Origin of the sequence: Streptomyces sp. NPDC091282, from assembly GCF_044757385.1 — a bacterium.
GTDB lineage: Bacteria > Actinomycetota > Actinomycetes > Streptomycetales > Streptomycetaceae > Streptomyces > Streptomyces gramineus.
This window is the reverse complement of the sequence record NZ_JBIVUX010000002.1, coordinates 409,278-430,752: the sequence shown is the minus strand read 5'-3', so window position 1 is coordinate 430,752 and position 21,475 is coordinate 409,278. Positions and strand designations below refer to the sequence as shown.

The window sequence follows — 21,475 nt, the reverse complement described above, 5'->3', positions numbered from 1 at the left end:
GCCTCGTACTACCGATGGAGTAGGGGAGGGCTCCGATCATCCCCAGGGTGGGTGACGGAGGGTGGAGACCCACGGCCTGCGAGCCCAGGCGTGCCTGGTACTACTGCTGTTCGTGGACCTGGACCCCGATCTCGCCGCACTCCGCCCGCTCGGAGGGTTCTTCGTCCTGCGCACGCTCCGACCGGCGACAGAAGACCCGGCGGCAGGAGACCCGGCGACAGAAGACCCGGCGGCAGGAGACCCGGTGGCAGGAGACCCGGTGGCAGGAGACCCGGTGGCAGGAGACCCGGCGGCGGCCCGGATCGACGGACTGCCACGGCTCGCCCAAGCCTATGGAACGTCACCGCCGGACGCGCACGGGGACGTCCTCACGTCCCGGGTGGAGCTGGTGGCGGCCCGGCTGCGCACCGGTGAACTCCGCGTCGCCGCCTCCATCGCCCACCAGGGGCTGGCGGCCCGGCTCTGGTCGGCCGCCCTCGGCTGCGCCGCCCGCTACGGCCGCCTCCCCGACCTGGACGCCCGGCTGCTCCGCTGGGACGCCGCTGCCGCCGCTCCCGACGACCTCTGGCTGACCGAGGTCCGCGCGCTGCCCGGAGGCGCCGGACCTGACACGCTCGCGGAGGCCGTCGTGCACGGCCATCTCCAGCCGCTGGCCGAGACCTTGCGGGCCCGCTACGGCGCCGCCGCCGGCCTGCTGTGGGGCAACGCCGCCTCCGCGCTGGCCGGGGCCGCCCGCGAACTGGAGCGGTGGGCACGCGCCGAGGGCCGTACCGAGGACGTGGACCGGGTCCGTGCCCTCGCCGACGCGCTCCTCGCGCACCCGCTGCTGCGCGCCGGCGGCGTCCGCACCGGCCCGGCCTTCCGGCGGCGCAGCTGCTGCCTCTACTACCGGGTACCGGGCGGCGGGATCTGCGGTGACTGTTGTTTCACACAACCACCGCGCTCTTCCCCGCGCGCCGCATCTGGGTGACCATGGAACAACCGGCCGTGGAGATCAGGGGGTTGCGGGTGCGAGTGGGACTGCTGACCCGGGAGTACCCTCCGGACGTCTACGGCGGCGCGGGTGTTCATGTGGAGTTCCTCGCCAGGGAGTTGCAGCCGCTGGTCGACCTGGAGGTGCACTGCTGGGGCGAGGGCCGCGGGGTCGGCGTCGTCCGGCACCGCCCCTGGTCCGCGCTGGACACCGCCAACGACGCGCTGCGCACCTTCTCCGTGGACCTCGCCATGGCCGCCGGCCTCGCGGGCCGCGACCTCGTGCACTCCCACACCTGGTACGCCAACCTCGCCGGGCACGTGGCGAAGCTCCTGCACGGCGTCCCGCACGTGGTGACCGCGCACTCCCTGGAACCGCTGCGCCCCTGGAAGGCCGAACAACTCGGCGGCGGCTACGCCCTGTCGAGCTGGGCCGAGCGCAGCGCCATCGAGGCCGCCGACGCGGTGGTTGCGGTGTCCGGTGCGATGCGCACGGACATCCTCGACTGCTACCCCGCGCTGGACCCGGCGAAGGTCCACGTCGTGCACAACGGCATCGACACCGCCCTGTACCGGCCGGACCGCGGCACCGACGTACTGGCCCGGACCGGTATCGACCCGGGCCGGCCCTACGTGCTGTTCGTCGGCCGCATCACCCGGCAGAAGGGCGTGCCCCATCTGCTGCGCGCGGTGCGGGACATCGACCCGGGCGTGCAGGTGGTGCTGTGCGCCGGAGCGCCCGACACCCCGGAGATCGACCGGGAGTTCCGGGAGCTGTTCGAGGAGCTGCGCCGGGTCCGTGCGGGCGTGCACTGGATCCCGCAGATGCTGCCGCGCGCGGACGTCATCCAACTCCTCACCCACGCGGCCGTGTTCGCCTGCCCCTCGGTCTACGAGCCGCTCGGCATCGTCAACCTGGAGGCGATGGCCTGCGGGACGCCCGTGGTGGCGTCGCGGGTCGGCGGCATCCCGGAGGTCGTCGAGGACGGCAAGACGGGGCTGCTGGTCGATCTCGACGACGACTTCGAGGCGAACCTGGCCCGGGCGCTGGACGCCGTCGCGGGCGACCGGGAGACGGCCCGGCGGATGGGCGAGGCCGGACGGGAGCGTGCCGTCGGGGAGTTCGGCTGGGACGCGGTGGCCCGGCGGACGGTCGGGCTCTATGAGGAGATCCTCAAGCAGTCGTAACTGGCTGGCCGCTTGTTCGACGCGATCCGGGTACAGGCTTAGCGGGAGTGCTCCGAGGGCAGGCATGGAGCACCAAGGTGAGGGGAGCGGCCATGCGTCGTGGTGGGCCTTCGGTACTCGGGATCGTGCTCGCGGGCGGGGAGGGCAAGCGCCTGATGCCCCTGACCGCCGACCGCGCCAAACCAGCTGTCACGTTCGGCGGGACGTACCGTCTGGTCGACTTCGTGCTGTCCAACCTTGTCAACGCGGACGTGCTGCGCATCTGCGTGCTGACCCAGTACAAGTCGCACTCGCTGGACCGGCACATCACCACCACCTGGCGGATGTCGAGCCTGCTCGGCAACTACGTCACCCCGGTCCCGGCCCAGCAGCGGCTCGGCCCGCGCTGGTACCTCGGCAGCGCCGACGCCATCCTGCAGTCCCTGAACCTGGTCCACGACGAACAGCCCGAGTACGTCGCGGTGTTCGGCGCCGACCACGTCTACCGCATGGACCCCCGGCAGATGCTCCAGCAGCACATCGAGAGCGGCGCCGGGGTCACGGTCGCGGGCATCCGGATCCCGCGCGCGGAGTCCTCGGCGTTCGGTGTCATCCAGCCGGGTTCCGACGGGCAGACGATCGAGACCTTCCTGGAGAAGCCGGCCGACCCGCCGGGGCTGCCGGACGCGCCCGACTGCGTCTTCGCCTCCATGGGCAACTACATCTTCACCACCAAGGCCCTCGTCGAGTCCCTGCACCGGGACGCCGAGGACGACGACTCGGTGCACGACATGGGCGGCTCGATACTGCCCCAGCTCACCGCCCGCGGCGAGGCCCAGCTCTACGACTTCGGCACCAACCACATCCCCGGCGAGACCAGCCGCGACCGCGGCTACTGGCGGGACGTCGGCACGCTGGACGCCTACTACGACGCCCACATGGACCTGATCGCCGAGCGGCCCGCCTTCAACCTCTTCAACCGCAGCTGGCCCATCTACACGCACTCCAACCAGCTCTCCCCGGCCCGCTTCAACGCCGGCGGCATGGCGAGCGAGTCCATCATCAGCGCCGGCTGCCTGATCCGGGGCCAGGTCACCCGGTCCGTGCTGTCACCGGGCGTGCGGGTCGACCCGGGTGCGGTGGTGCAGGGCTCGATCCTGCACGACAACGTGGTGGTGGGCCGGGGCGCGGTGGTGCGCGGCGCGGTCCTCGACAAGAACGTCGAGGTCCCGCCCGGTGCCACCATCGGCGTCAACCCGGAGCGGGACGGGGAGCTGTACACCGTCTCCAAGGCCGGGGTGATCGCCCTCGGCAAGGGACAGCTGGTCTCCTAGCTCCCCTCCGTCCCCGTCAGCCGGGCCCGGCGCCGCTCACGCGCCGGGCCCGTCCCGTCGTACGCCGAGCGGCGCGCCCGTCCGTCGTACGCCGAGCCGCGTGTGCCCGTCCCGCGCGCCGTGCCCCGCCCGGCGACGCGCTGCACCCGAAACCCGCCATTTGCCGGGCTTTGCCGTCTTTCCCCCTCACGATGCAGACAACGACGTCGAACCTTCGGAGGTCTTCCGACATGAGAGGGAACCGGCGCACACGGCTGTGCCTGGCCGGGGTGCTGACCGCGTCCGCGCTGCTCACCGCCCCCGCCGCAGGGGCCGCCGAACCGGCCGGCGGCCGCCTCACCGACCTGGTGAACCCCTTCATCGGGACCCAGGACGAGGGGAACACCTTCCCCGGCGCGGCCGTGCCCTTCGGCATGGTGCAGCTCTCCCCGGACACCGGGCACAGCACCGGCTACGACTACACGCAGCACCGGATCCGCGGCTTCTCCCTGGTCCACCTCTCGGGCGTCGGCTGCCGCATCGGCGGCGACCTGCCCGTCCTGCCCACCACCGGGGACGTCACGCAGACGGACTACGCCCGGTACGCGGCCGGCTTCGACCACGCCGACGAGACGGCGAGCCCCGGCTACTACCGCGTCGGCCTCGACTCCGGCGTGCGCGCCGAGCTGACCGCGACCGCCCGCACCGGTGTCCAGCGCTACACCTTCCCGGCCACCGACAAGGCCAACGTCCTGCTCAACGCGGGCCAGGCCCTGCACAAGCCGGTGAGCAGCGAGGTCGAGATCCTGGACGACCGCACCGTCCGCACGAAGATCACCGGCCACGGCTTCTGCCGGGAGACCGCCCCGTACACCGTGTACACGGTCACCCGGTTCAGCCGCCCCTTCACCGCCTACGGCACCTGGAAGGGCACCGACGTCGCTCCCGGGGCCCGCACCGGGGCCGACGGCGCCTACGTGCGCTTCGACACCACCCGGGACCGCACCGTGGAGGCGACCACCGCCCTGTCGTACGTCGACGCGAACGGTGCCGAGGCCAACCTGCGGGCCGAGGGCGGCCGTCCCTTCGACGCGGTACGACGGCAGGCCCGGGACGCCTGGGAGCGGCGGCTGGCCGGCATCCGGGTCCAGGGCGGCTCCCCGACCCTGCGCCGCACCTTCTACTCGTCCCTGTACCGCGCCTTCCTCGCGCCCAACGTCGGAGAGGACGCGGACGGCCGCTACACCGGCTGGGACCGCCGGATCCACCGCTCGGCGGGCTTCACGTACTACCAGAACTGGTCGCTGTGGGACACCTACCGCACCCAGGCCCAGCTGCTCGCCCTGCTCGCCCCGCGCGAGGCCCGGGACATGGCGCTGTCGGTGCTGAAGGTCGACGAGGACGGCGGCTGGCTCCCGAAGTGGGGCTACGGCCCGGTCGAGACCAACATCATGACCGGCGACCCGGTCACCCCGTTCCTGACCACCGCCTACCAGGCGGGACTGCTCAAGGGGCACGAGGAGCGCGCCTACCGGGCGCTGCGGAGGAACGCCGACGGGGTGCCGCCGGCAGCCAACGCGGGCGTCGGCCGCGAGGCCAACGCCGAGTACCTCGCCGACGGCTTCGCGCCGTACGTCAAGGGCCGCCCGCACACCAAGGTCGGCGACTCCGACTACGACCACGGCGCCTCGGTGACCCTGGAGTACGCGCTGTCCGACGCGATGCTCGCGCAGATGGCCCGTGACCTCGGCCACGGCGCCGACGCGGCCCGCTACGCCACCCGGGCCCAGAACTACCGCAACGTCTTCGACCCCTCCACCGGCTTCTTCCGCGCCCGGGACGCCTCCGGTGCCTTCACCGGCGACCCGGACCCGGCCCGCGGCATCGGCTTCCACGAGGGCACCGCCTGGCAGTACCAGTGGCTGGTCCCGCAGGACCTGCCCGGCGTGATCTCCCTGATCGGCGGCGCGGACGCCGCGGACCGGCGGCTGGACGCGTTCTTCGCCTACGACCGGCTGCTCGCCGATCCGGCGAAGACCGCCCGCGAGGTGTGGGTGCACGGCAACGCGTACGACTACTACCACGCGGCCGTGTACAACCCGATGAACGAACCCGACCTCATCGCCCCGTACACCTACCTCTCCACCGGCCGGCCCTGGAAGACCACCGACGTCGTGCACGGGGCGCTCACCCTCTTCACCGACGGGCCCTCCGGAATGACCGGGAACGACGACCTCGGCACCATGTCCGCCTGGAACGTGCTGTCGTCGATCGGTCTCTTCCCCGTCCAGCCGGGATTCGGCACCTGGGGTCTGTCGACGCCCGTCTTCGACCGGGCCGACATCCGGCTCGACCGCCGCTACTGGCCGAGCGGCGGCTTCACGGTCACCGCGCCCGGCACCTCGGCCGCCGACCGGTACGTCCAGTCCGTCTGGGTCGGCGGATCGGCGTACGGCCGGACCTATCTGACGAACGGTTCGCTGCGCACCCTGCGCTCGCTCGCGTTCACGGTCGGCCCGCACCCGTCAGAGTGGGGTACGTCACCCCAGGCGGCGCCGCCGGCGCTGAGGTGACCTCAGGTTTCCCATGAGTCCCGCCTCTTTCGGGGGAGGCGGGACTTAATCTGCTGTTAACTGTGTGTAGCGTGATCGTACTTGACCGTAATCAGGTGTCGGCGTTTGACTGCTGATTCCCCCTCCGTCGACGCGAGGCACCCCTTTCGATGACTGTGCATGCTGATCTGCTCGCCCCTCTCGATCTGGCCTTCTGGAACATCGAGTCCGACCTGCACCCGATGCACCTCGGGGCGCTGGGCGTCTTCTCGGCGCACTCGCCGACCGCCGGCGCCCACGCGGCCGACCTGCTCGCGGCCCGCGCCGCCGCCGTGCCCGGCCTGCGCATGCGCATCAGGGACGTCTGGCAGCCGCTGGCGTTCGGCGGCGCCGCCCGCGAGACCGCCCCGGACTTCGACCCCCTCGACCACGTCCGGCTGCACGCCCCGACCGACGACTTCCACGCCGTCGCCGGCCGGCTGATGCAACGCCCGCTGGAGCGCGGCCGGCCGCCGTGGGAGGCGCATGTGCTGCCCGGCGAGGACGGGATCTCCTTCGCCGTGCTGTTCAAGTTCCACCACGCCCTCGCCGACGGGCTGCGCGCCCTCAAGCTGGCCGCCGGCGTGCTGGACCCGCTCGACCTGCCCGAGCGCGCCCCGCGTCCGATCGAGCCGCCGCGCACCCTGCCGGCCCTGCCGGACGTGCGCAAGGTCCCGGAGCTGGTGCGCGGCGCGCTCTCGGACGTCGGCCGGGCCCTGGACATCGGCGCGTCCGTCGCCCTGTCCGCCCTCGGCGTGAGTTCCTCCGCCGCGTTGCGCTCCACGCCCACCGGGACCCGCAGCATCGCCGGCGTCGATCTCGACATCGACGACGTGCACCGGGTCCGCAAGGCCGTCGGCGGCACCGTCAACGACGTCCTCATCGCCGTCGTCGCCGGCGCGCTGCGCCGCTGGCTGGAGGAGCGCGGCGCCCCCACCGAGGGCGTGGCGCCGCGCGCCCTGATCCCGGTCTCCAAGCGCCGTCCGCGCACGGTCGCCCCACAGGGCAACCGGCTCTCCGGCTACCTGATACGGCTTCCGGTCGACGACCCCGATCCGCTCGCCCGCCTCGACCGCGTCCGCACGGCGATGGTCCGCAACAAGGACGCCGGCCCCAACCGGGGCGCCGGTGCCGTCGCGCTGCTCGCCGACCACGTGCCCGCCCTCGGGCACCGGCTCGGCGGACCGCTCGTCGGCCAGGCGGCCCGGCTCTGGTTCGACATCCTCGTCACCAGCGTCCCGCTGCCCGGCCTCGGCCTGCGGCTCGGCGGCCATCCGCTGACGGCGGTCTACCCGCTGGCCCCGCTCGCGCCCGGCCAGTCCCTCGCGGTCGCCATCTCCACCTACCGCAACCAGGTCCACTACGGCCTCGTCGCGGACGCGGCGGCCGTCCCGGACCTCGACGTGCTCGCCCGCGCGGTGACCGACGAGGTCGACTCGCTGATCGAGGTCTGCGATCCATGATGCGGTCGGGTTTGGAGGTAGGGCCCGGCGCTCCGTAAAATTCCCTGTTCGATGGCGGGCGCGAGTCGGAGCGCCGCTGGTGGATCAGGGAAGCGGCGGCACGATGACGGTGACACAGGACGGCCCGACGGCCGAGGACCAGGTGGTCTACGGCCCGGGCATCGACCCGGAGCGGCTCGCCGTCTGCCTCGGCGTCCTCGACGAGCTGGACACGCTGGAGGTCGACCACCCGGACGCCATCGCGGTGCGCCGGGCCACGGCCGGCGTCTACCGCACGGTCAAGCAGCGGCGCCGCCAGGAGCGCCGGGCCGCCAAGACCGCGCACGACAAGGCGGTCACCGAGGCCACCGCGACCGGCTCGGCCCAGCGCATCGACGACGAGACCGAGGGCCTGCTGCCCTCCTCGCGGACCGAGCAGGGCACGATCGCGGGGATACTCCAGCGGCCGCGCTCCTGCTACACCTGCAAGAGCCGCTACGTCGAGGTCGACTACTTCTACCACCAGCTCTGTCCGGACTGCGCCGGCCTGAACCGCGCCAAGCGGGACGCCCGCGCCGACCTGACCGGCAAGCGCGCCCTGCTCACCGGCGGCCGCGCCAAGATCGGCATGTACATCGCGCTGCGGCTGCTGCGGGACGGCGCGCACACCACGATCACCACGCGGTTCCCGAAGGACGCCATCCGCCGCTTCAAGGCGATGGAGGACTCGGCGGACTGGCTGCACCGCCTGGAGGTCGTCGGCATCGACCTGCGCGACCCGGCCCAGGCCGTCGCCCTGGCGGAGCAGGTCGCCGCGGCCGGCCCGCTCGACATCCTGATCAACAACGCGACCCAGACCGTACGCCGGCTGCCCTCGGCCTACGCGGCGCTGGTGGAGGGCGAGAGCGCCCCGCTGCCCGCCGGCGAACTGCCCGGCCACCAGGTCATCGGCGCCTTCAACTCGGGCGCCGTGGACGGCCTGGCCGCACTGCCGCTGGGCACCAGCGGCCTGGACGCCCAGCAGGTCGCCGACCTGGCGCTGGTCGCGGGCAACGCCAGCGTCGCCCGGCACCTCGACGGCACCGCCATCGACGCGGGCGGCCTCGTCCCGGACGTCGTCGACAGCAACACCTGGGTGCAGACCATCGACCAGATCTCCCCGGTCGAGCTCCTGGAGACCCAGCTCTGCAACTACACCTCGCCGTTCATCCTGATCAGCGCGCTCCGGCCGGCCATGGCCGCGGCCGCGAAGCAGGCGGCGCGCGGCCGGTCGTACGTCGTCAACGTGTCGGCGATGGAGGGTGTCTTCGGCCGCGGCTACAAGGGCGCCGGACACCCGAACACCAACGCGGCCAAGGCCGCCATGAACATGGTCACGCGGACCAGCGCGGTGGAGATGTTCGAGAGCGACGGCATCCTCATGACGTCCGTGGACACCGGCTGGATCACCGACGAGCGCCCGCACTACGACAAGCTGCGCCTGGCCGAGGCCGGCTTCCACGCGCCGCTCGACCTGATCGACGGCGCGGCCCGGGTCTACGACCCCGTCGTGCGCGGTGAGCAGGGCGAGGACGTGTACGGGGTCTTCCTGAAGGACTACGAGCCCGGCAAGTGGTGATCCCGGCCCGGCCGGGCCGGGCCGGTCAGGCGGGTGCGGGCCGCGGGGGCCGGTCGCCGGGCTCCCCGCGCCCGCCCGCCGGTGCGTGGGCCGCCCGTACCCGGGTGCCGCCGTCCACCAGGATGTCGGCACCGGTCACCCACCGCGCCGCGTCCGAGCACAGCCACAGCACCGCCCCCGCCACGTCCTCGGGCTCCCCGATGCGGCCCAGCGGCAGCCCGGCGGCGATCTCCGCCTCGCGCGGCTCCCACATGAACCGGGCCAGCTCCGTGCGCACCAGGCCCGGCGAGACCGAGTTCACCCGGACCCGGGGTGCCAGCTCTCCGGCCAGCTGCCGGGTCAGGTGCAGCAGGGCCGCCTTGCTGGTGCCGTAGGCGCCGACGTCGGGGCCGACATGGGTGGCGCCCTCCGTGCAGATGTTGACCACCGAACCGCCGTGCTCGCGCATCCAGCCCCGCCACGCGCACTGCGTCAGCCGCAGCGGTCCCTCGACGTTGACCGTGAACGCCTCCCGCCACGCGCCGGGATCGGCGTCCATGAGCGGTCCGTACGGCCGATTGGTGGCCGCGTTGTTGACGAGGATGTCCAGGCGGCCGAACTCGCCGAGCGCCAGCCGGGTCAGCTCCCGGGCATGCTCCGGCTCGGCGACGCTGCCCGCGAGGCCGGTCCCGCCCAGCGCCGCGGCCGTGCTCCTGACCTCGTCCGCGTCCCGCGCGCTCACGCACACCAGCGCCCCGGCCGCCGCGAGCGCCCCGGCGACCGCGCGACCGATCCCGCGGGTGCCGCCGGTGACGACGGCCGCCCTGCCCCTGAGCCCGTACGACGGCATCATCGCCGTACCGTCTCATGACGGACCGTCAGTCGACAGCCCCAAGACGGGAGTTGCGGGCCGCGACCAGTTCCAGGACGGTCCGCCAGTCCTCCAGGACACCGGCGTCGAACCCGGCGGTGCGGCTCTCCTCGTCGGCCTGCCGCAGGCGCAGCGTGTCGTCCTCGGTGGCGGCGCCGTCCCCGCGCACCAGGTGGTGGACCCGCTCCCCGAGCAGGTGCCGTACCGAGTGCGCCGCGCCGTCGGGCGAGCCCGGCGGCGTCTCGATGCCGTGCACCAGGCCCGCGACCTGGAGTTCCTTGTCCGCGGGGCGGCTGCGGCGCAGCAGGGCCGCGGTGCGCAGGGCCCGCTGGTGACGGCAGGCGTACAGCAGATCCATCAGCTCCTCGACGCTGCGCAGCTCCATGCGTCAGTCCTTCCGCGAGACAGCCGTTGTCCTCCGCCATCGGATCATGTGGAGTTTTCGACCCGGCCAACGCAGCCTGAACTGCTCAGCCCGCACGGAGAGCGAGGTCCATCGATGCGAATGCGTGTTCGGTGGCCTGGTCGAGCAGGCGTGGGTCGAACAGTGCATCATGTTACGAAAGGGTGTATTCCGGGGCGGCCGACGCGTGCGCCGACTCGCGATAGTTACACCTTGTTTGCACTCCCTATCGAGCGGACCTGCGCTCATTTGGTTAATCTAGAGGGGACGGACAGCAGTAAGGGGTCCCACCCACACCCACGGTCCGTCCCGGGACGAGCCGGCCGACAACGGCCTGCTCCGTTGTGAGACACCGGCGCCACCGCGTCCGAACCGGCCTTTCCATCAAGACCCGAGCGGGCGCCGGGCACCGGAACGCGGACCGTCCGGCACGCCCCGAGGGTGACCGACACATAAGGAGTGCGCGGTGACACCGGAGAAGACAAGTATCGAGCAGCGCCCCAAGGAACGCACGGAGCGCTCGGGCAGGCGGCCCGGACAGCTCGGCAGCCTCGACGTGTGGGCCAGGTCCGCCCCGATCCGCCTCGCGGGGTACGAGGACGACCTCGCCGAGCCCCACATCCTGCCGAGCGTGGACTGACCGCCGGTCGATCATCCGCGATCGCCGACGCATGGGCGTGCGAGACTCACGCCCATGCCGATCAGAGCAGCAACCGCGGCCGACTGGCCGCAGATCTGGCCCTTCTGGCACCGGATCGTCGCCGCCGCCGAGACGTACGGCTGGGACCCCGACACCTCCGAGGAGGCGGCCCGCGCCCTGTGGATGAGCCCGGCGAAACGTGTCTACGTCGCCGAGGACGCCACCGGAGCCGTCGTCGGCTCCGCCTACCTCACCGCCAACTACGGCGGCCCGGCCGCGCGCGTCGCCAACGCCGGCTTCATGGTCGACCCCGACCGCACGGGGCAGGGCATCGGACGGGCCCTCGCCGAACACGTCCTGGCCGAGGCCCGGGCGCAGGGCTACCGCGCCATGGTCTTCAACGCCGTCGTCGAGACCAACCCCGCCGTCGCGCTGTGGACCTCGCTCGGCTTCACGGTCATCGGCACGGTCCCGGCGGCCTTCGACCACCCCGAACACGGCCCGGTGGGCCTGCACATCATGTACCGCGCCCTGGACACGACCTAGGCCGTGTCCGCAAAGTCCTGTCTGCCGCGCGACGCCATGCACGCACTCTCGCCGCACCGGGCGAAAGCCCGAGTACGCCCAGTACGAGGGCTTCCGCCCGGCACGCCGAGAGCACGCACCTGACGCCGCGCGGCCCGCCCTCCGGGCGAACGACAGGACTTTGCGGACACGACCTAGCCGACCGACGCCGTCCGCTGCCACGGCCGCAGGGTCTCCAGGGTCCGGGCCACCGCCAGCAGGACCGCCTCCGAGCCCGGCCGGCCCACCAGTTGAACGGCGCACGGAGTGCCCGAGGGCAGCATGCCGAACGGCACTGACATCGCCGGCCAGCCGGTGAGGTTCCAGGCCGGGGTCAGCGGCGAGTAGTTGGAGCCGGCCAGCGCGTTGCTCAGCCAGCCGCGCTCGTGCCAGGCGGCCGCCCGCGGGGCACGACGGGCCAGCGCCGGGGTGAGCAGCACGTCGTACTCGGCGAAGAACGGGGTCAGCCGCGCGCGCAGCCGGTCACGGGAGTCGCTCGTGCGGACCCCGCTCAGGAACCGGCGGCCGATCGCCGCGTGCACCCGGGTCCGGCGGGTCAGCAGCGCCGGGTCCAGACCGGCCGCGTCCACGGCCGTGCCCGCCGTCCAGTGCCGGAGCGCGGTGACACCGATCGACGCCGGATACGGCGGCTCGGCCCGCCGCACCTGATGCCCGGCGCCCGCCAGCAGTCCGGCCGCCTCCGCCACCGCGTTCGTATACGGCCTGGTCACGGTCGTCCCGATCAGCGGACTGCGCCGTGAGACGGCGATCCTCAGCGTGCCGTCCCGCGCGGAGTCCTCGAACTCCGTCCTGGCGAGGACCGCGAGCATCAGCCGGACGTCCTCGACGGAGGTCGCCAGCGGTCCGTTCTCCGACATGCCGAACCAGTCGCCGTGCCCGATACCGGCCGGCACCACGCCGAACCCCGGCTTGATGGTGACGAGACCGCAGTTGGCCGCCGGGATGCGCAGCGAGCCCATGCCGTCGTTGCCGAGGGCGATCGGCGTCAGCCCGGCGGCGACCGCCGCCGCGCTGCCGCCCGAGGAGCCGCCCGCGCTGCGCCGGGTGTCCCACGGGTTGCGGGAGATGCCGTGGATCCCGTCGGTCGTACCGAAGACGCACAGCTCGGGCACGTTCGTCAGCCCCACGACCACCGCGCCCGCCGCCCGCAGCCGGGCCACGGTGGCGTGATCGGCGTCGGCGGGGCTGTCCGGCGTCGCCGCCGACCCGTCCAGATGCGCCTCGCCGCGCACCGCCAGATTGTCCTTCACGGCCAACGGGACACCGGCCAGCGGGAGTTCGGCGAGGTCGGCGCGGGCGGCCAGCTCGTCCGCCTCGGCGAGCGCGGCCTCCGCCCTGACCTTGCGGAACGCACCGATCCGTCCGTCGAGGCGTGCGATCCGGTCCAGGTGCTCGGCCACGACCTCCCGGGGAGTGACCCGCTTCTCCCTCACGGCGGCGGCGATGTCGGCGGCGGTCCGGCCGGCCCAGCTGGTCACGGGTGCTCCTGGGGGTGCGGAAGGGCTTACTCGTCGGTACAGAACGGCACTCTGCCGCGCCGCGGGCGTCACGTCGAGAGCGGCGGCGACCGGACACGCGGGCGGAGCGCGCCGTGGACCGGTCCCGGACGCCGGGTCAGTCCCCTCCGGTCATCCGACCACTGCCCCAACTCCTGTGCGTGCACACCCCATTGACAGGCTCCAGGGCTCGCTCAATCATCAGACATCCGATGAATGGAGCCGCGCATGAGCATGTCTCCCCATCCCAGACGCCACGTGCTCGGGGCCGCGGCGGGTGCCGTCGCGGCGGCCGCCCTGCCGCTCGCCGCTTCCGCCCCGGCCCGTGCCGCCGGGGCCACGGGTCCCCGTGCCGCTGAGGCGGATGCCGGCAAGCCCGCCGCTTCGTCCTGGGCCGCCGTCCCCGCCCCGGTCCCCGTACCGCTCGACTCCCTCTACGACAACGACGGCATCGACACCGCCGACGCCCGCGGCGGTGACTTCGACGGCTCCGGCTACACGTTCCCCGGCGAGGAACTCCCGGCCGGCCGTGTCGAGGTCGACGGGATCGCCTTCGACTTCCCCGCCGCCACCGCGGGAGCGGCGAACAACGTCGTCGCGCGCGGCCAGCGCGTCGACCTGCCCGGGGGCCACTACCTGTCGGCCGTCCTCCTCACCGCGGGCAGTTACGGCAACGCCTCCGGCCGGGCCACCGTCCACTACCAGGACGGCTCCACCAGCACCGCCGGGCTGAGCGGCGCCGACTGGTACGCGGTGGGCGGCTCGCTGACCGCGCCGTACCGCTACCGGCCGGACGGCGGCAAGGACCCGCACGCCGTCGGGATCGGCACCTGCGAGGTGTGGATCGACCCGCGGCGCGCGGCCGTCGCCCTCACCCTGCCGGTCACCGGTCCGGCCGAGGCCGGCACGACCGCCCTGCACGTCTTCGCGCTCTCCCTGCAGCCCGTCGCCCAGGGCCGGGCACTGGCCCTGCGGGACGCGCACTCCACCAGCTCCCTGCTGGACGGCACCGGCGCCCAGAGCGTCGAGGCCACCGTCGTCAACGCCGGCACCGTCGCGATCCTGGCCCGCGACGACGTCTGCGTCACCGTCGACATCCCCGGCGCCCGCACCGCCGAGCCCGCCCGCATCCGCCGCCTCGACCCCGGCGAGCAGGCCCGTGTCCGGGTCGGCATCCGCAGGCGCTCCGGCACCGCACCCGGCACCGAACGGGACGGCACGGTCAGCGTCGACGGACGCGGTGGCCGAGCGGCCTCGGTGCGGCGCCGGCTGACACTCGGGACCGCCGACTACCTGCCCACCGAGACCTCGTTGGCCGGCCACCAGGCGCCCTACTGGTTCGGCGAGGCCAAGTTCGGCATCTTCATCCACTGGGGCGTGTACTCGGTACCCGCGTGGGCGCCGGTCGGGGTGCAGTACGCCGAGTGGTACTGGGACCAGATGCAGGACCCGGGCAACCCCACCTACGCCTACCACCGGGACACCTACGGCGAGGACTTCGCCTACGACGACTTCATCCCGCGCTTCACCGCGGAGAAGTTCGACCCGCGGGCCTGGGTGGAACTGTTCCGGGACGCCGGAGCCCAGTACCACGTGCTGACCTCCAAGCACCACGAGGGCTTCGCCCTGTGGGACACCGGACTCTCCGACCGCAACGCCGTGCGGATGGGACCGAAGCGCGACCTGGTCGGGGAACTGTTCGAGGCGTCCCGCCGGTACACGCCCGAACTCCACCGGGGCCTCTACTTCTCCATGCCGGAGTGGTTCAACCCCGACAGCCCCTGGATGGGGCACGCCCCGCGCAACCCGTACACGCTGGAACCCCTGCCGTACACCGGATACACCTCCGGCAAGGACTACGTACGGGACTTCCAGGCGCCGCAGCTGCTCGAACTGGTCCACGGCTACGACCCGGAGATCATCTGGTGCGACATCGGCGGCGAGAACGACAGCCTGCACGTCCTCGCCGAGTACTTCAACCACGCCAAGGACCGGGCCCGTCCGGCCGACGTGACCGTCAACGACCGCTCCGGCATCGGCTTCCACGACTTCACCACGCCCGAGTACACGACGTACGCCGACACGGTCGTCGCCAAGTGGGAGGCCAGCCGCGGACTGGACCCGCGCAGCTACGGCTACAACCGGGCCACCCCGGACGGCTCCTACATGACCGCCGAGGAGGTCGTGCACAGCCTGGTCGACATCGTCTCCAAGAACGGCAACTTCCTGCTCGACATCGGCCCGCGTGCCGACGGCACCATCCCGGAGATCATGCAGACCCGGCTGCGGGAGACCGGCGCCTGGCTCGCGGTCAACGGGGAGGCCGTGTACGGGACCACCTACTGGTCGCGCATGGCCCAGCTCGGCGAGGACCTCCGGTTCACCGTCCGCCCGGACGAGGCCTTCTACATCCACTCCCTGGCCCGGCCCGGCGCCCGGCTCACCGTCGAGGCACCGGTGCCGGTCCGGTCCGGCGACAGGATCACCATGCTCGGCCACGACCGGCCGCTGACCTGGACCGTCACCGGCGGAGCACTGGTGATCGACGTCCCCGAGGCGGCCCGCAGGGCGGGCGAACACGTGTGGGTGTTCAAGGTGGAGTGGCACGGCTGACCCCGGCGAGAGGCCGCGTGCCCCAGGGGTTAGGCCCTAGGAGCGGGCGGCGGGTGCCGTGCTGCCCCGGACCGTCAGCCGGGGCACCGGTACCCGGACCGCGCGGGCCGGGTCGCCGTCCAGCAGGGCGGTGAGTTCGCGCGCCGCCGTCCGGCCGAACTCGGCGCTGTCGCGGGACAGCGCCGACAGCCACGGCTTGACCATCCGGCACAGCGCCGAGTCCTCCCAGGAGACCACCGAGACGTCGTCGGGGACGGCGTAGCCCAGTTCGGCGGCGGCCGCGACACCGGCCACCGCCATCACGTCGTTGTCGTAGATCAGCGCCGTCGGGGCCGGCGCGGCACGCAGGACACGGCGGGTGACGGCCGCGCCCTCGGCGTCGGAGTAGTCCGTGGTCACCGAGCGGACCTCGGAGAGTCCCCGGCCGTCCGCCTCGGCACGCAGGGTGCGGATCCGGCGCTGGGTGTGGGCGAGGCCCGGCAGGCCCGCGATGTGCACGATCCTGCGGTGGCCCAGCGCCGTCAGCTCGTCCACCACCGACGCCATCGCGGCCGCGTCGTCCGCCCAGACCGTGGACAGACCCGGCCGGCATCCGTCGGGCGCACCGCCGATCACCACCGCGGGCAGGCCGAGTTCGTCCAGCAGGCCGGGCCGCGGGTCGTCGGCGCGCGGGTCCACCATCAGGACGCCGTCGACGCGGTGCTCCGCCCACCAGCGGCGGTACACCGCGCACTCGTCGGTCACGTCCTCGGCCATCTGGAAGAGCAGGCCGAGATGGCGCTCGGCCAGCACCTCCTGGATGCCGGAGACCAGTTGCAGGAAGAACGAGTCCACGCCCAGTGAGTGCGCCGGCCGGGCCAGCACGAAGCCGACGGTGGCCGCGCCCTCGCCGGACAGGGCGCGGGCCGCCGTGCTGGGCCGCCAGCCGAGCTGCTCGGCGACCCGGTGCACCCGTGCCCTGGTCGTCTCGGAGACGCCGGGGCGGCCGTTGAGCGCGAAGGAGACCGCGCTCTCGGAGACCCCGGACCTGCGCGCGATGTCCTTCATCGTCGGCCGGCGCGCGGGGCTGCGTTTCTCCGCCAACTCACTTCCTCATTCATCGGGGCCGCGATCCGCTAATGCGCTTGAGTTCGAACACCCTAAAGCGCATTAGCGATCGGCGGCAAGAGGCCCGCACCACTCGACTGAGCAGGGGTTTTGAGCCACTAATGACTTTAGCCCCGCCGAATCCATTGACGCGTGCCCAAAACGGCGTGCAAGGTCTGGCCCGACACCTTCGGCCGCCCCGCTGCAAAGGAGCAACGGACCATGCGCATCTCCCGCAGAGCCCTCGCCCTCGCCGCTGCCGCCGTCCTCGCCCTGCCGCTGAGCGCCTGCGGTTCCGGCGAGGACGGCGGCGGTTCCACCGACGCCTCCGGCAAGGTCGAGGGCGACATCACCTTCCAGACCTGGAACCTGCGCGCCAACTTCAAGCCCTACTTCGAGGGCCTGGTCGCCGACTTCGAGAAGAAGTACCCGGACACTCACGTGAAGTGGATCGACCAGCCGGCCGAGGGCTACGCCGACAAGATCAGCGCGGACGCGGCCGGCGGCACCCTGCCCGACGTCGTCAACGTCTCCCCGGACCTCGTCGCTCCGCTCGCCAAGGCGGGCCTCGCCCTCGACCTCGACAAGGCGGCGGCGAAGTACCGGCCCGAGTACCTGGACGGAGCCTGGGCCAGCCACCGGATACCGGGGACGAGCGGGACGTACGCCTTCCCCTGGTACCTGAACACCGGGCCGCTCTTCTACAACAAGGCGCTGTTCCGGCAGGCCGGACTCGACCCCGCGCAGCCGCCGAAGACCTACGACGACCTCTTCGCCGACGCGCTGGACATGGCCCGCAAGAGCGGCGGCAAGGTCGCCACCCTCGCCAACGTGCCCACCGTCGAGGACTTCGGACGCTACGGCGTCGAGCTGATGGACCAGCAGGGCACCGGGTTCGCCTTCAACGACGCGAAGGGCGTCGAACTGCTCACCAAGTACAAGGAGCTGTACGACGCCAAGGCGCTCGACCCGCAGGCGCTGACCGCGACCCCGGAGTCCTCCGGCAAGAAGTTCCTCACCGAGGCCGTCGCCATGAACCCCGGCAGCGCCCTGGACCTCGACAACTTCAAGAAGCAGGCGCCCGGCCTGTACAAGAACATCGGCATCACCGACCAGATCACCAGCACCGGGCACGTCAACATGTACGTGATGGGCGTGATGGTCAACTCCCGGACCAAGCACACGGCGGCCTCGGTCGCCTTCGCGCACTTCGTGACCGACGCGCAGAACCAGATGTCCTTCGCCAAGCAGGTCGCCATCTTCCCCAGCACCGCCGGCTCCCTGGACGACCCGTACTTCACCAAGGAGGACGGCACCGACGAGACCCGGGTGCGGATCGCCGCCGCCAAGTCCCTGAAGACCGCCGTCAACTACACGCCGGTCCTGTTCAGCGACCAGATGAAGACCGCGCTGCGCAACGAGGTCGCCAAGGCCCTCCAGGGCAAGGAGAGCCCCAAGACGGCCCTGGACAACGCTGTCAAGGCCTGCGACCAGCTGCTCCGGCAGCAGGGCTGAGGGGCCCCTCATGGCCGGCGTGCCCCGCGTGCGGCGTCAGCTGCCCACCAGTCCCTGGCTGTTCGCCGCTCCCGGGCTGCTGGTCGTCGGCGCCTTCGTGCTCTATCCGTTCGTCTCCACGGTGGTCAACTCCTTCACCGACCGCCGCACCCTGATCCCCGGCCGGTTCGTCGGCCTCGCCAACTTCCGCGAGCTGATCCACGACGACATGTTCTGGACCGGTCTGCGCAACAGCACCCTCTACGTCGTCGTGGTGGTGCCCGCCCTCGTCCTCCTGCCGCTGCTGCTCGCGCTGCTGGTGCAGAAGAACATCCCGGGCATCGCCTTCTTCCGGTCCGCCTTCTACACCCCGGTCGTCGCCTCGATCGTCGTGGTCGGGCTCATCTGGGTCTGGCTGCTCGACGAACGCGGCCTGGTCAACTCCCTGCTCCAGACGGTCGGGATCGGCCGGATCGGGTTCCTCAGCGACCAGTGGCTGCTCCTGCTGAGCGCGATGGCGGTCACGGTCTGGAAAGGCCTCGGCTACTACATGATCATCTATTTGGCGGCGCTCGCCAACGTGCCGCGCGAACTGCACGAGGCCGCCGCCGTGGACGGCGCGGGCGCGGTACGCCGCTTCCTCTCCGTCACCGTGCCCGCCGTACGCTCCACGATGGTGCTCGTCGCCGCGCTCTCCTCGGTCGCCGCCTTCAAGGTCTTCTCCGAGGTGTACCTGATGGCGGGCCCGGACGGCGGCCCGGCCGGCGAGGACACCACCCTCGTGATGCTCGTGCAGCGCACCGGCACCGGCCTGACCGGCCGGGTCGGCTACGCCTCGGCGCTCTCCGTCGTCGTCTTCGCCGTCACCGTCGCGCTGATGCTGCTCGTGCTGCGCGCGGACCGGAGGGACCGCCCGTGACCGCCACCCGCAGCCGCCTCACCGACGAGCACGGCCGCCGCGTCCGGATCGGCGAACTGGTCCTGCGCTACGCCCTGCTGCTGGTCGTGCTGGCCGTCACCGTCGGACCCTTCCTGTGGCAGCTGTCCACCTCGCTCAAGGGACCGACCGAGAACATCTTCAGCTCACCGCCCGGCTTCCTGCCCGAACACCCCACCCTGCGCAACTACCGGCGGGTCGCCGACACCATCCCCGTCTGGGACTACGCCCTCAACTCGCTGAAGGTGGCGGGCGCCAGCGTCGTCACCAACTGCGTGGGCTCCGCGCTCGCCGGCTACGCGCTGGCCCGGCTGCGCTACCGGGGCCGCCGGGTCGCCACCCTCGTGTTCATCCTCGCGATGCTCGTGCCGGTGGAGGGCATCATCATCGCCCAGTTCACCACCATGCGGGAACTCGGCCTCAACAACACCCTGATCGGCGTCGTGCTGCCCGGTTCGATCGGCGCCATGAACGTCCTGCTGATGCGCAACGCCTTCCTCAACCTGCCCTACGAGATCGAGGAGGCCGCCTACGTCGACGGTGCCGACGTCTGGCAGCGGTTCCTGCGGATCGCCCTGCCGTCGGTCAAGGGCACCGTCGCCGTCGTCGCCATCTTCGCCTTCATGGGCGCCTGGGACGACTTCCTGTGGCCGCTGATCGTGCTCAGCGACCCCTCCAGGTTCACCCTCACCATCGGCCTCAACTACCTGCACGGCACCTTCGCCAACGACGAACGCCTCGTCGCGGCCGGCACCGTGATCGCCGTGGCCCCGCTCATCGCCCTGTTCGCCTGTCTCCAGCGGTACTTCTTCCGCGGGGTCGGCGAGGGCGCCGTCAAAGGCTGAACCCCCCTTTCCCGCGTCCCGCGTTCCGCGCGTTCCCGCAAGGAGACCGCATGCCCCCGGCCGTGCGCTTCGGCGTCAACTACACCCCCAGCGAAGGGTGGTTCCACCACTGGCTCGACTTCGACCTGGACTCCGTACGCGCCGACCTCGACTCGATCGCCGCCCTCGGACTCGACCACATCCGGGTCTTCCCGCTGTGGCCCTACTTCCAGCCCGACCGCACCCTGATCAGGCCGCGCGCGGTCGAGCAGCTCGTCGCCCTCGCCGACGCCGCCGCCGAACGCGGTCTCGACGTCAACGTGGACGGCCTCCAGGGCCACCTCAGCAGCTTCGACTTCCTGCCCGCCTGGACCAGGACCTGGCACCGGCGCAACCTCTTCACCGACCCCGAGGTGGTCTCCGGCGAGGTCGCCTACCTGCGCACCCTCGCCGCGGCGCTCGCGGACCGGCCGAACTTCATCGGGATGACCATCGGCAACGAGGTCAACCAGTTCGCCGCCGGCCCGCATCCCGACCCGGACCGGATCACCGCGGAGCAGGCCGGGAGCTGGCTGGCCCGGCTGCTGGCCGCCTGCGCCGAGGCCGCCCCCGGCAGACTGCACCTGCACGCCTCCTACGACGCCGCCTGGTACCAGGACGACCAGCCCTTCACCCCCGCCCACTCGGCCCGTCTCGGCGACCTCACCGCCGTGCACTCCTGGGTGTTCGACGGCACCGCCCAGCGCCACGGCCGCAGCGCCCCGCAGACCGAGCAGCACGCCGCCTACCTGGTGGAGCTGAGCAAGGCCTGGGCCGAGGACCCGCACCGGCCCGTGTGGCTCCAGGAGGTGGGCGCGCCCGCGCCGCTGATCCCCGCCGAACACGCGGCCGCGTTCACCGAGGCGACCCTCGACGCCGTCCTGGACTGCCCCGGCCTGTGGGGCGTCACCTGGTGGTGCTCGCACGACGTCAGCAGGAGCCTCGCCGACTTCCCCGAACTCGAATACGGACTAGGCCTGCTCACCAACGACCGCAAGCCCAAGGACCTGGCGCACGTCCTCGCCGCGGCCGAGTCCCGGGCGGCGACGGCACGTGCCACCGCGCTCGTCGTGCCCGCCGACCCGGCCCGGCGCTCCCGGTGCGCGCCCGGCGGCCCCGTCTTCGACGCCTGGTTCCGGCTGGCCGCCGACGGCGCCCGCCCCACCACCGTCCTGGACACCCGCGCGGACGACCGCGACCATCTCGCCGCGCGCGGCATCACCGAGGTCGTCACCCCCGATCAGGTCCTCGCCACCGCACCGGGACGGACCCGCTCGTGACCCAGGCTCCCCGGACACGAAGGCCGCTCGGCCCGCCCCGGCGCACGTCATCCGGCACATCCGGGGCCAGGGCGAGGCGGCGGCACGGTTCGACGTGCGCGCGGCAGGGGAGCAGTACACCTCGT

The 21,475-nt window shown here is 72.4% G+C and carries 17 protein-coding genes; 13 read left to right on the top strand and 4 right to left on the bottom strand.

Going from position 1 to position 21,475, the window contains the following annotated elements:
• Positions 1-112: 112 nt before the first annotated feature.
• From ACIQOE_RS09050 to ACIQOE_RS09025, 6 genes are all read left to right on the top strand, one after another.
• Positions 113-970, top strand: a complete 858-nt coding sequence (locus ACIQOE_RS09050; RefSeq protein WP_401411549.1) for a (2Fe-2S)-binding protein — start codon at positions 113-115, stop codon at positions 968-970.
• Between the two features lie 38 nt (positions 971-1,008).
• The gene (gene glgA, locus ACIQOE_RS09045; RefSeq protein WP_351934970.1) at positions 1,009-2,160 is read left to right on the top strand and encodes a glycogen synthase; all 1,152 of its coding nucleotides are present in this window, start codon (positions 1,009-1,011) and stop codon (positions 2,158-2,160) included.
• A 92-nt stretch (positions 2,161-2,252) separates the two neighbouring features.
• The gene (gene glgC / locus ACIQOE_RS09040) at positions 2,253-3,473 is read left to right on the top strand and encodes a glucose-1-phosphate adenylyltransferase (protein WP_351314077.1); all 1,221 of its coding nucleotides are present in this window, start codon (positions 2,253-2,255) and stop codon (positions 3,471-3,473) included.
• 230 nt (positions 3,474-3,703) lie between these two features.
• The gene (locus ACIQOE_RS09035; RefSeq protein WP_401410630.1) at positions 3,704-6,025 is read left to right on the top strand and encodes a GH92 family glycosyl hydrolase; all 2,322 of its coding nucleotides are present in this window, start codon (positions 3,704-3,706) and stop codon (positions 6,023-6,025) included.
• Positions 6,026-6,180: 155 nt separating this feature from the next.
• Positions 6,181-7,506: a wax ester/triacylglycerol synthase family O-acyltransferase gene (locus tag ACIQOE_RS09030; protein WP_362643589.1), complete on the top strand. Its 1,326-nt coding sequence runs from the start codon at positions 6,181-6,183 to the stop codon at positions 7,504-7,506.
• A 103-nt stretch (positions 7,507-7,609) separates the two neighbouring features.
• The gene (locus ACIQOE_RS09025; protein WP_351314071.1) at positions 7,610-9,103 is read left to right on the top strand and encodes an SDR family NAD(P)-dependent oxidoreductase; all 1,494 of its coding nucleotides are present in this window, start codon (positions 7,610-7,612) and stop codon (positions 9,101-9,103) included.
• A gap of 25 nt (positions 9,104-9,128) precedes the next feature.
• Here ACIQOE_RS09025 and ACIQOE_RS09020 read toward each other — a convergent pair whose 3' ends face one another.
• Complete coding sequence (locus tag ACIQOE_RS09020; RefSeq protein WP_351314068.1) at positions 9,129-9,935, bottom strand: SDR family oxidoreductase; 807 nt, start codon at positions 9,933-9,935, stop codon at positions 9,129-9,131.
• 25 nt (positions 9,936-9,960) lie between these two features.
• Positions 9,961-10,338, bottom strand: a complete 378-nt coding sequence (locus ACIQOE_RS09015) for a hypothetical protein (RefSeq protein WP_362643561.1) — start codon at positions 10,336-10,338, stop codon at positions 9,961-9,963.
• Between the two features lie 484 nt (positions 10,339-10,822).
• Here ACIQOE_RS09015 and ACIQOE_RS09010 point away from each other — a divergent pair, with 484 nt between their 5' ends.
• Positions 10,823-10,996: a hypothetical protein gene (locus ACIQOE_RS09010; protein WP_351934878.1), complete on the top strand. Its 174-nt coding sequence runs from the start codon at positions 10,823-10,825 to the stop codon at positions 10,994-10,996.
• A 54-nt stretch (positions 10,997-11,050) separates the two neighbouring features.
• Positions 11,051-11,542 (top strand): GNAT family N-acetyltransferase, encoded by a 492-nt coding sequence (locus ACIQOE_RS09005; RefSeq protein ID WP_351314059.1) that lies wholly within the window; start codon positions 11,051-11,053, stop codon positions 11,540-11,542.
• Positions 11,543-11,715: 173 nt separating this feature from the next.
• On the opposite strand, the gene ACIQOE_RS09000 is transcribed toward ACIQOE_RS09005, so the two are convergent.
• Positions 11,716-13,059, bottom strand: coding sequence for an amidase (locus ACIQOE_RS09000; protein WP_401410626.1), 1,344 nt, complete (start codon positions 13,057-13,059; stop codon positions 11,716-11,718).
• A 252-nt stretch (positions 13,060-13,311) separates the two neighbouring features.
• On the opposite strand from ACIQOE_RS09000, the gene ACIQOE_RS08995 reads away from it, so the two are divergent.
• Complete coding sequence (locus ACIQOE_RS08995; RefSeq protein WP_401411545.1) at positions 13,312-15,690, top strand: alpha-L-fucosidase; 2,379 nt, start codon at positions 13,312-13,314, stop codon at positions 15,688-15,690.
• A gap of 36 nt (positions 15,691-15,726) precedes the next feature.
• Here the strand turns inward: ACIQOE_RS08995 and ACIQOE_RS08990 are convergent, their stop codons facing one another.
• Positions 15,727-16,773: a LacI family DNA-binding transcriptional regulator gene (locus ACIQOE_RS08990; RefSeq protein ID WP_365559662.1), complete on the bottom strand. Its 1,047-nt coding sequence runs from the start codon at positions 16,771-16,773 to the stop codon at positions 15,727-15,729.
• A gap of 225 nt (positions 16,774-16,998) precedes the next feature.
• On the opposite strand from ACIQOE_RS08990, the gene ACIQOE_RS08985 reads away from it, so the two are divergent.
• From ACIQOE_RS08985 to ACIQOE_RS08970, 4 genes are read left to right on the top strand one after another with little or no spacing between them, the layout of a single operon-like run.
• On the top strand, positions 16,999-18,291 hold the full coding sequence (locus ACIQOE_RS08985; protein ID WP_365567614.1) for a sugar ABC transporter substrate-binding protein: 1,293 nt from the start codon (positions 16,999-17,001) through the stop codon (positions 18,289-18,291).
• A gap of 10 nt (positions 18,292-18,301) precedes the next feature.
• A complete protein-coding gene (locus tag ACIQOE_RS08980; RefSeq protein ID WP_399009504.1) occupies positions 18,302-19,189 on the top strand; it encodes a carbohydrate ABC transporter permease in 888 nt (295 codons plus the stop codon).
• Positions 19,186-20,052 carry a carbohydrate ABC transporter permease gene (locus tag ACIQOE_RS08975; protein WP_365559660.1) on the top strand — a complete coding sequence of 289 codons (867 nt, stop codon included), beginning with the start codon at positions 19,186-19,188 and terminating at the stop codon, positions 20,050-20,052. The genes ACIQOE_RS08980 and ACIQOE_RS08975 overlap by 4 nt, the downstream gene beginning before the upstream one ends.
• A 50-nt stretch (positions 20,053-20,102) precedes the next feature.
• Positions 20,103-21,350, top strand: coding sequence for a glycosyl hydrolase (locus tag ACIQOE_RS08970; RefSeq protein WP_401410623.1), 1,248 nt, complete (start codon positions 20,103-20,105; stop codon positions 21,348-21,350).
• Positions 21,351-21,475: the final 125 nt, after the last annotated feature.

Bases quoted from the DNA above. Each gene is read 5' to 3' on its own strand.
- glgC (WP_351314077.1), top strand. From the start codon at position 2,253: ATGCGTCGTGGTGGGCCTTCGGTACTCGGGATCGTGCTCGCGGGCGGG.
- ACIQOE_RS09035 (WP_401410630.1), top strand. From the start codon at position 3,704: ATGAGAGGGAACCGGCGCACACGGCTGTGCCTGGCCGGGGTGCTGACC.
- ACIQOE_RS09025 (WP_351314071.1), top strand. From the start codon at position 7,610: ATGACGGTGACACAGGACGGCCCGACGGCCGAGGACCAGGTGGTCTAC.
- ACIQOE_RS09020 (WP_351314068.1), bottom strand. From the start codon at position 9,935: ATGATGCCGTCGTACGGGCTCAGGGGCAGGGCGGCCGTCGTCACCGGC.
- ACIQOE_RS09015 (WP_362643561.1), bottom strand. From the start codon at position 10,338: ATGGAGCTGCGCAGCGTCGAGGAGCTGATGGATCTGCTGTACGCCTGC.
- ACIQOE_RS09005 (WP_351314059.1), top strand. From the start codon at position 11,051: ATGCCGATCAGAGCAGCAACCGCGGCCGACTGGCCGCAGATCTGGCCC.
- ACIQOE_RS08995 (WP_401411545.1), top strand. From the start codon at position 13,312: ATGTCTCCCCATCCCAGACGCCACGTGCTCGGGGCCGCGGCGGGTGCC.
- ACIQOE_RS08985 (WP_365567614.1), top strand. From the start codon at position 16,999: ATGCGCATCTCCCGCAGAGCCCTCGCCCTCGCCGCTGCCGCCGTCCTC.
- ACIQOE_RS08980 (WP_399009504.1), top strand. From the start codon at position 18,302: ATGGCCGGCGTGCCCCGCGTGCGGCGTCAGCTGCCCACCAGTCCCTGG.
- ACIQOE_RS08970 (WP_401410623.1), top strand. From the start codon at position 20,103: ATGCCCCCGGCCGTGCGCTTCGGCGTCAACTACACCCCCAGCGAAGGG.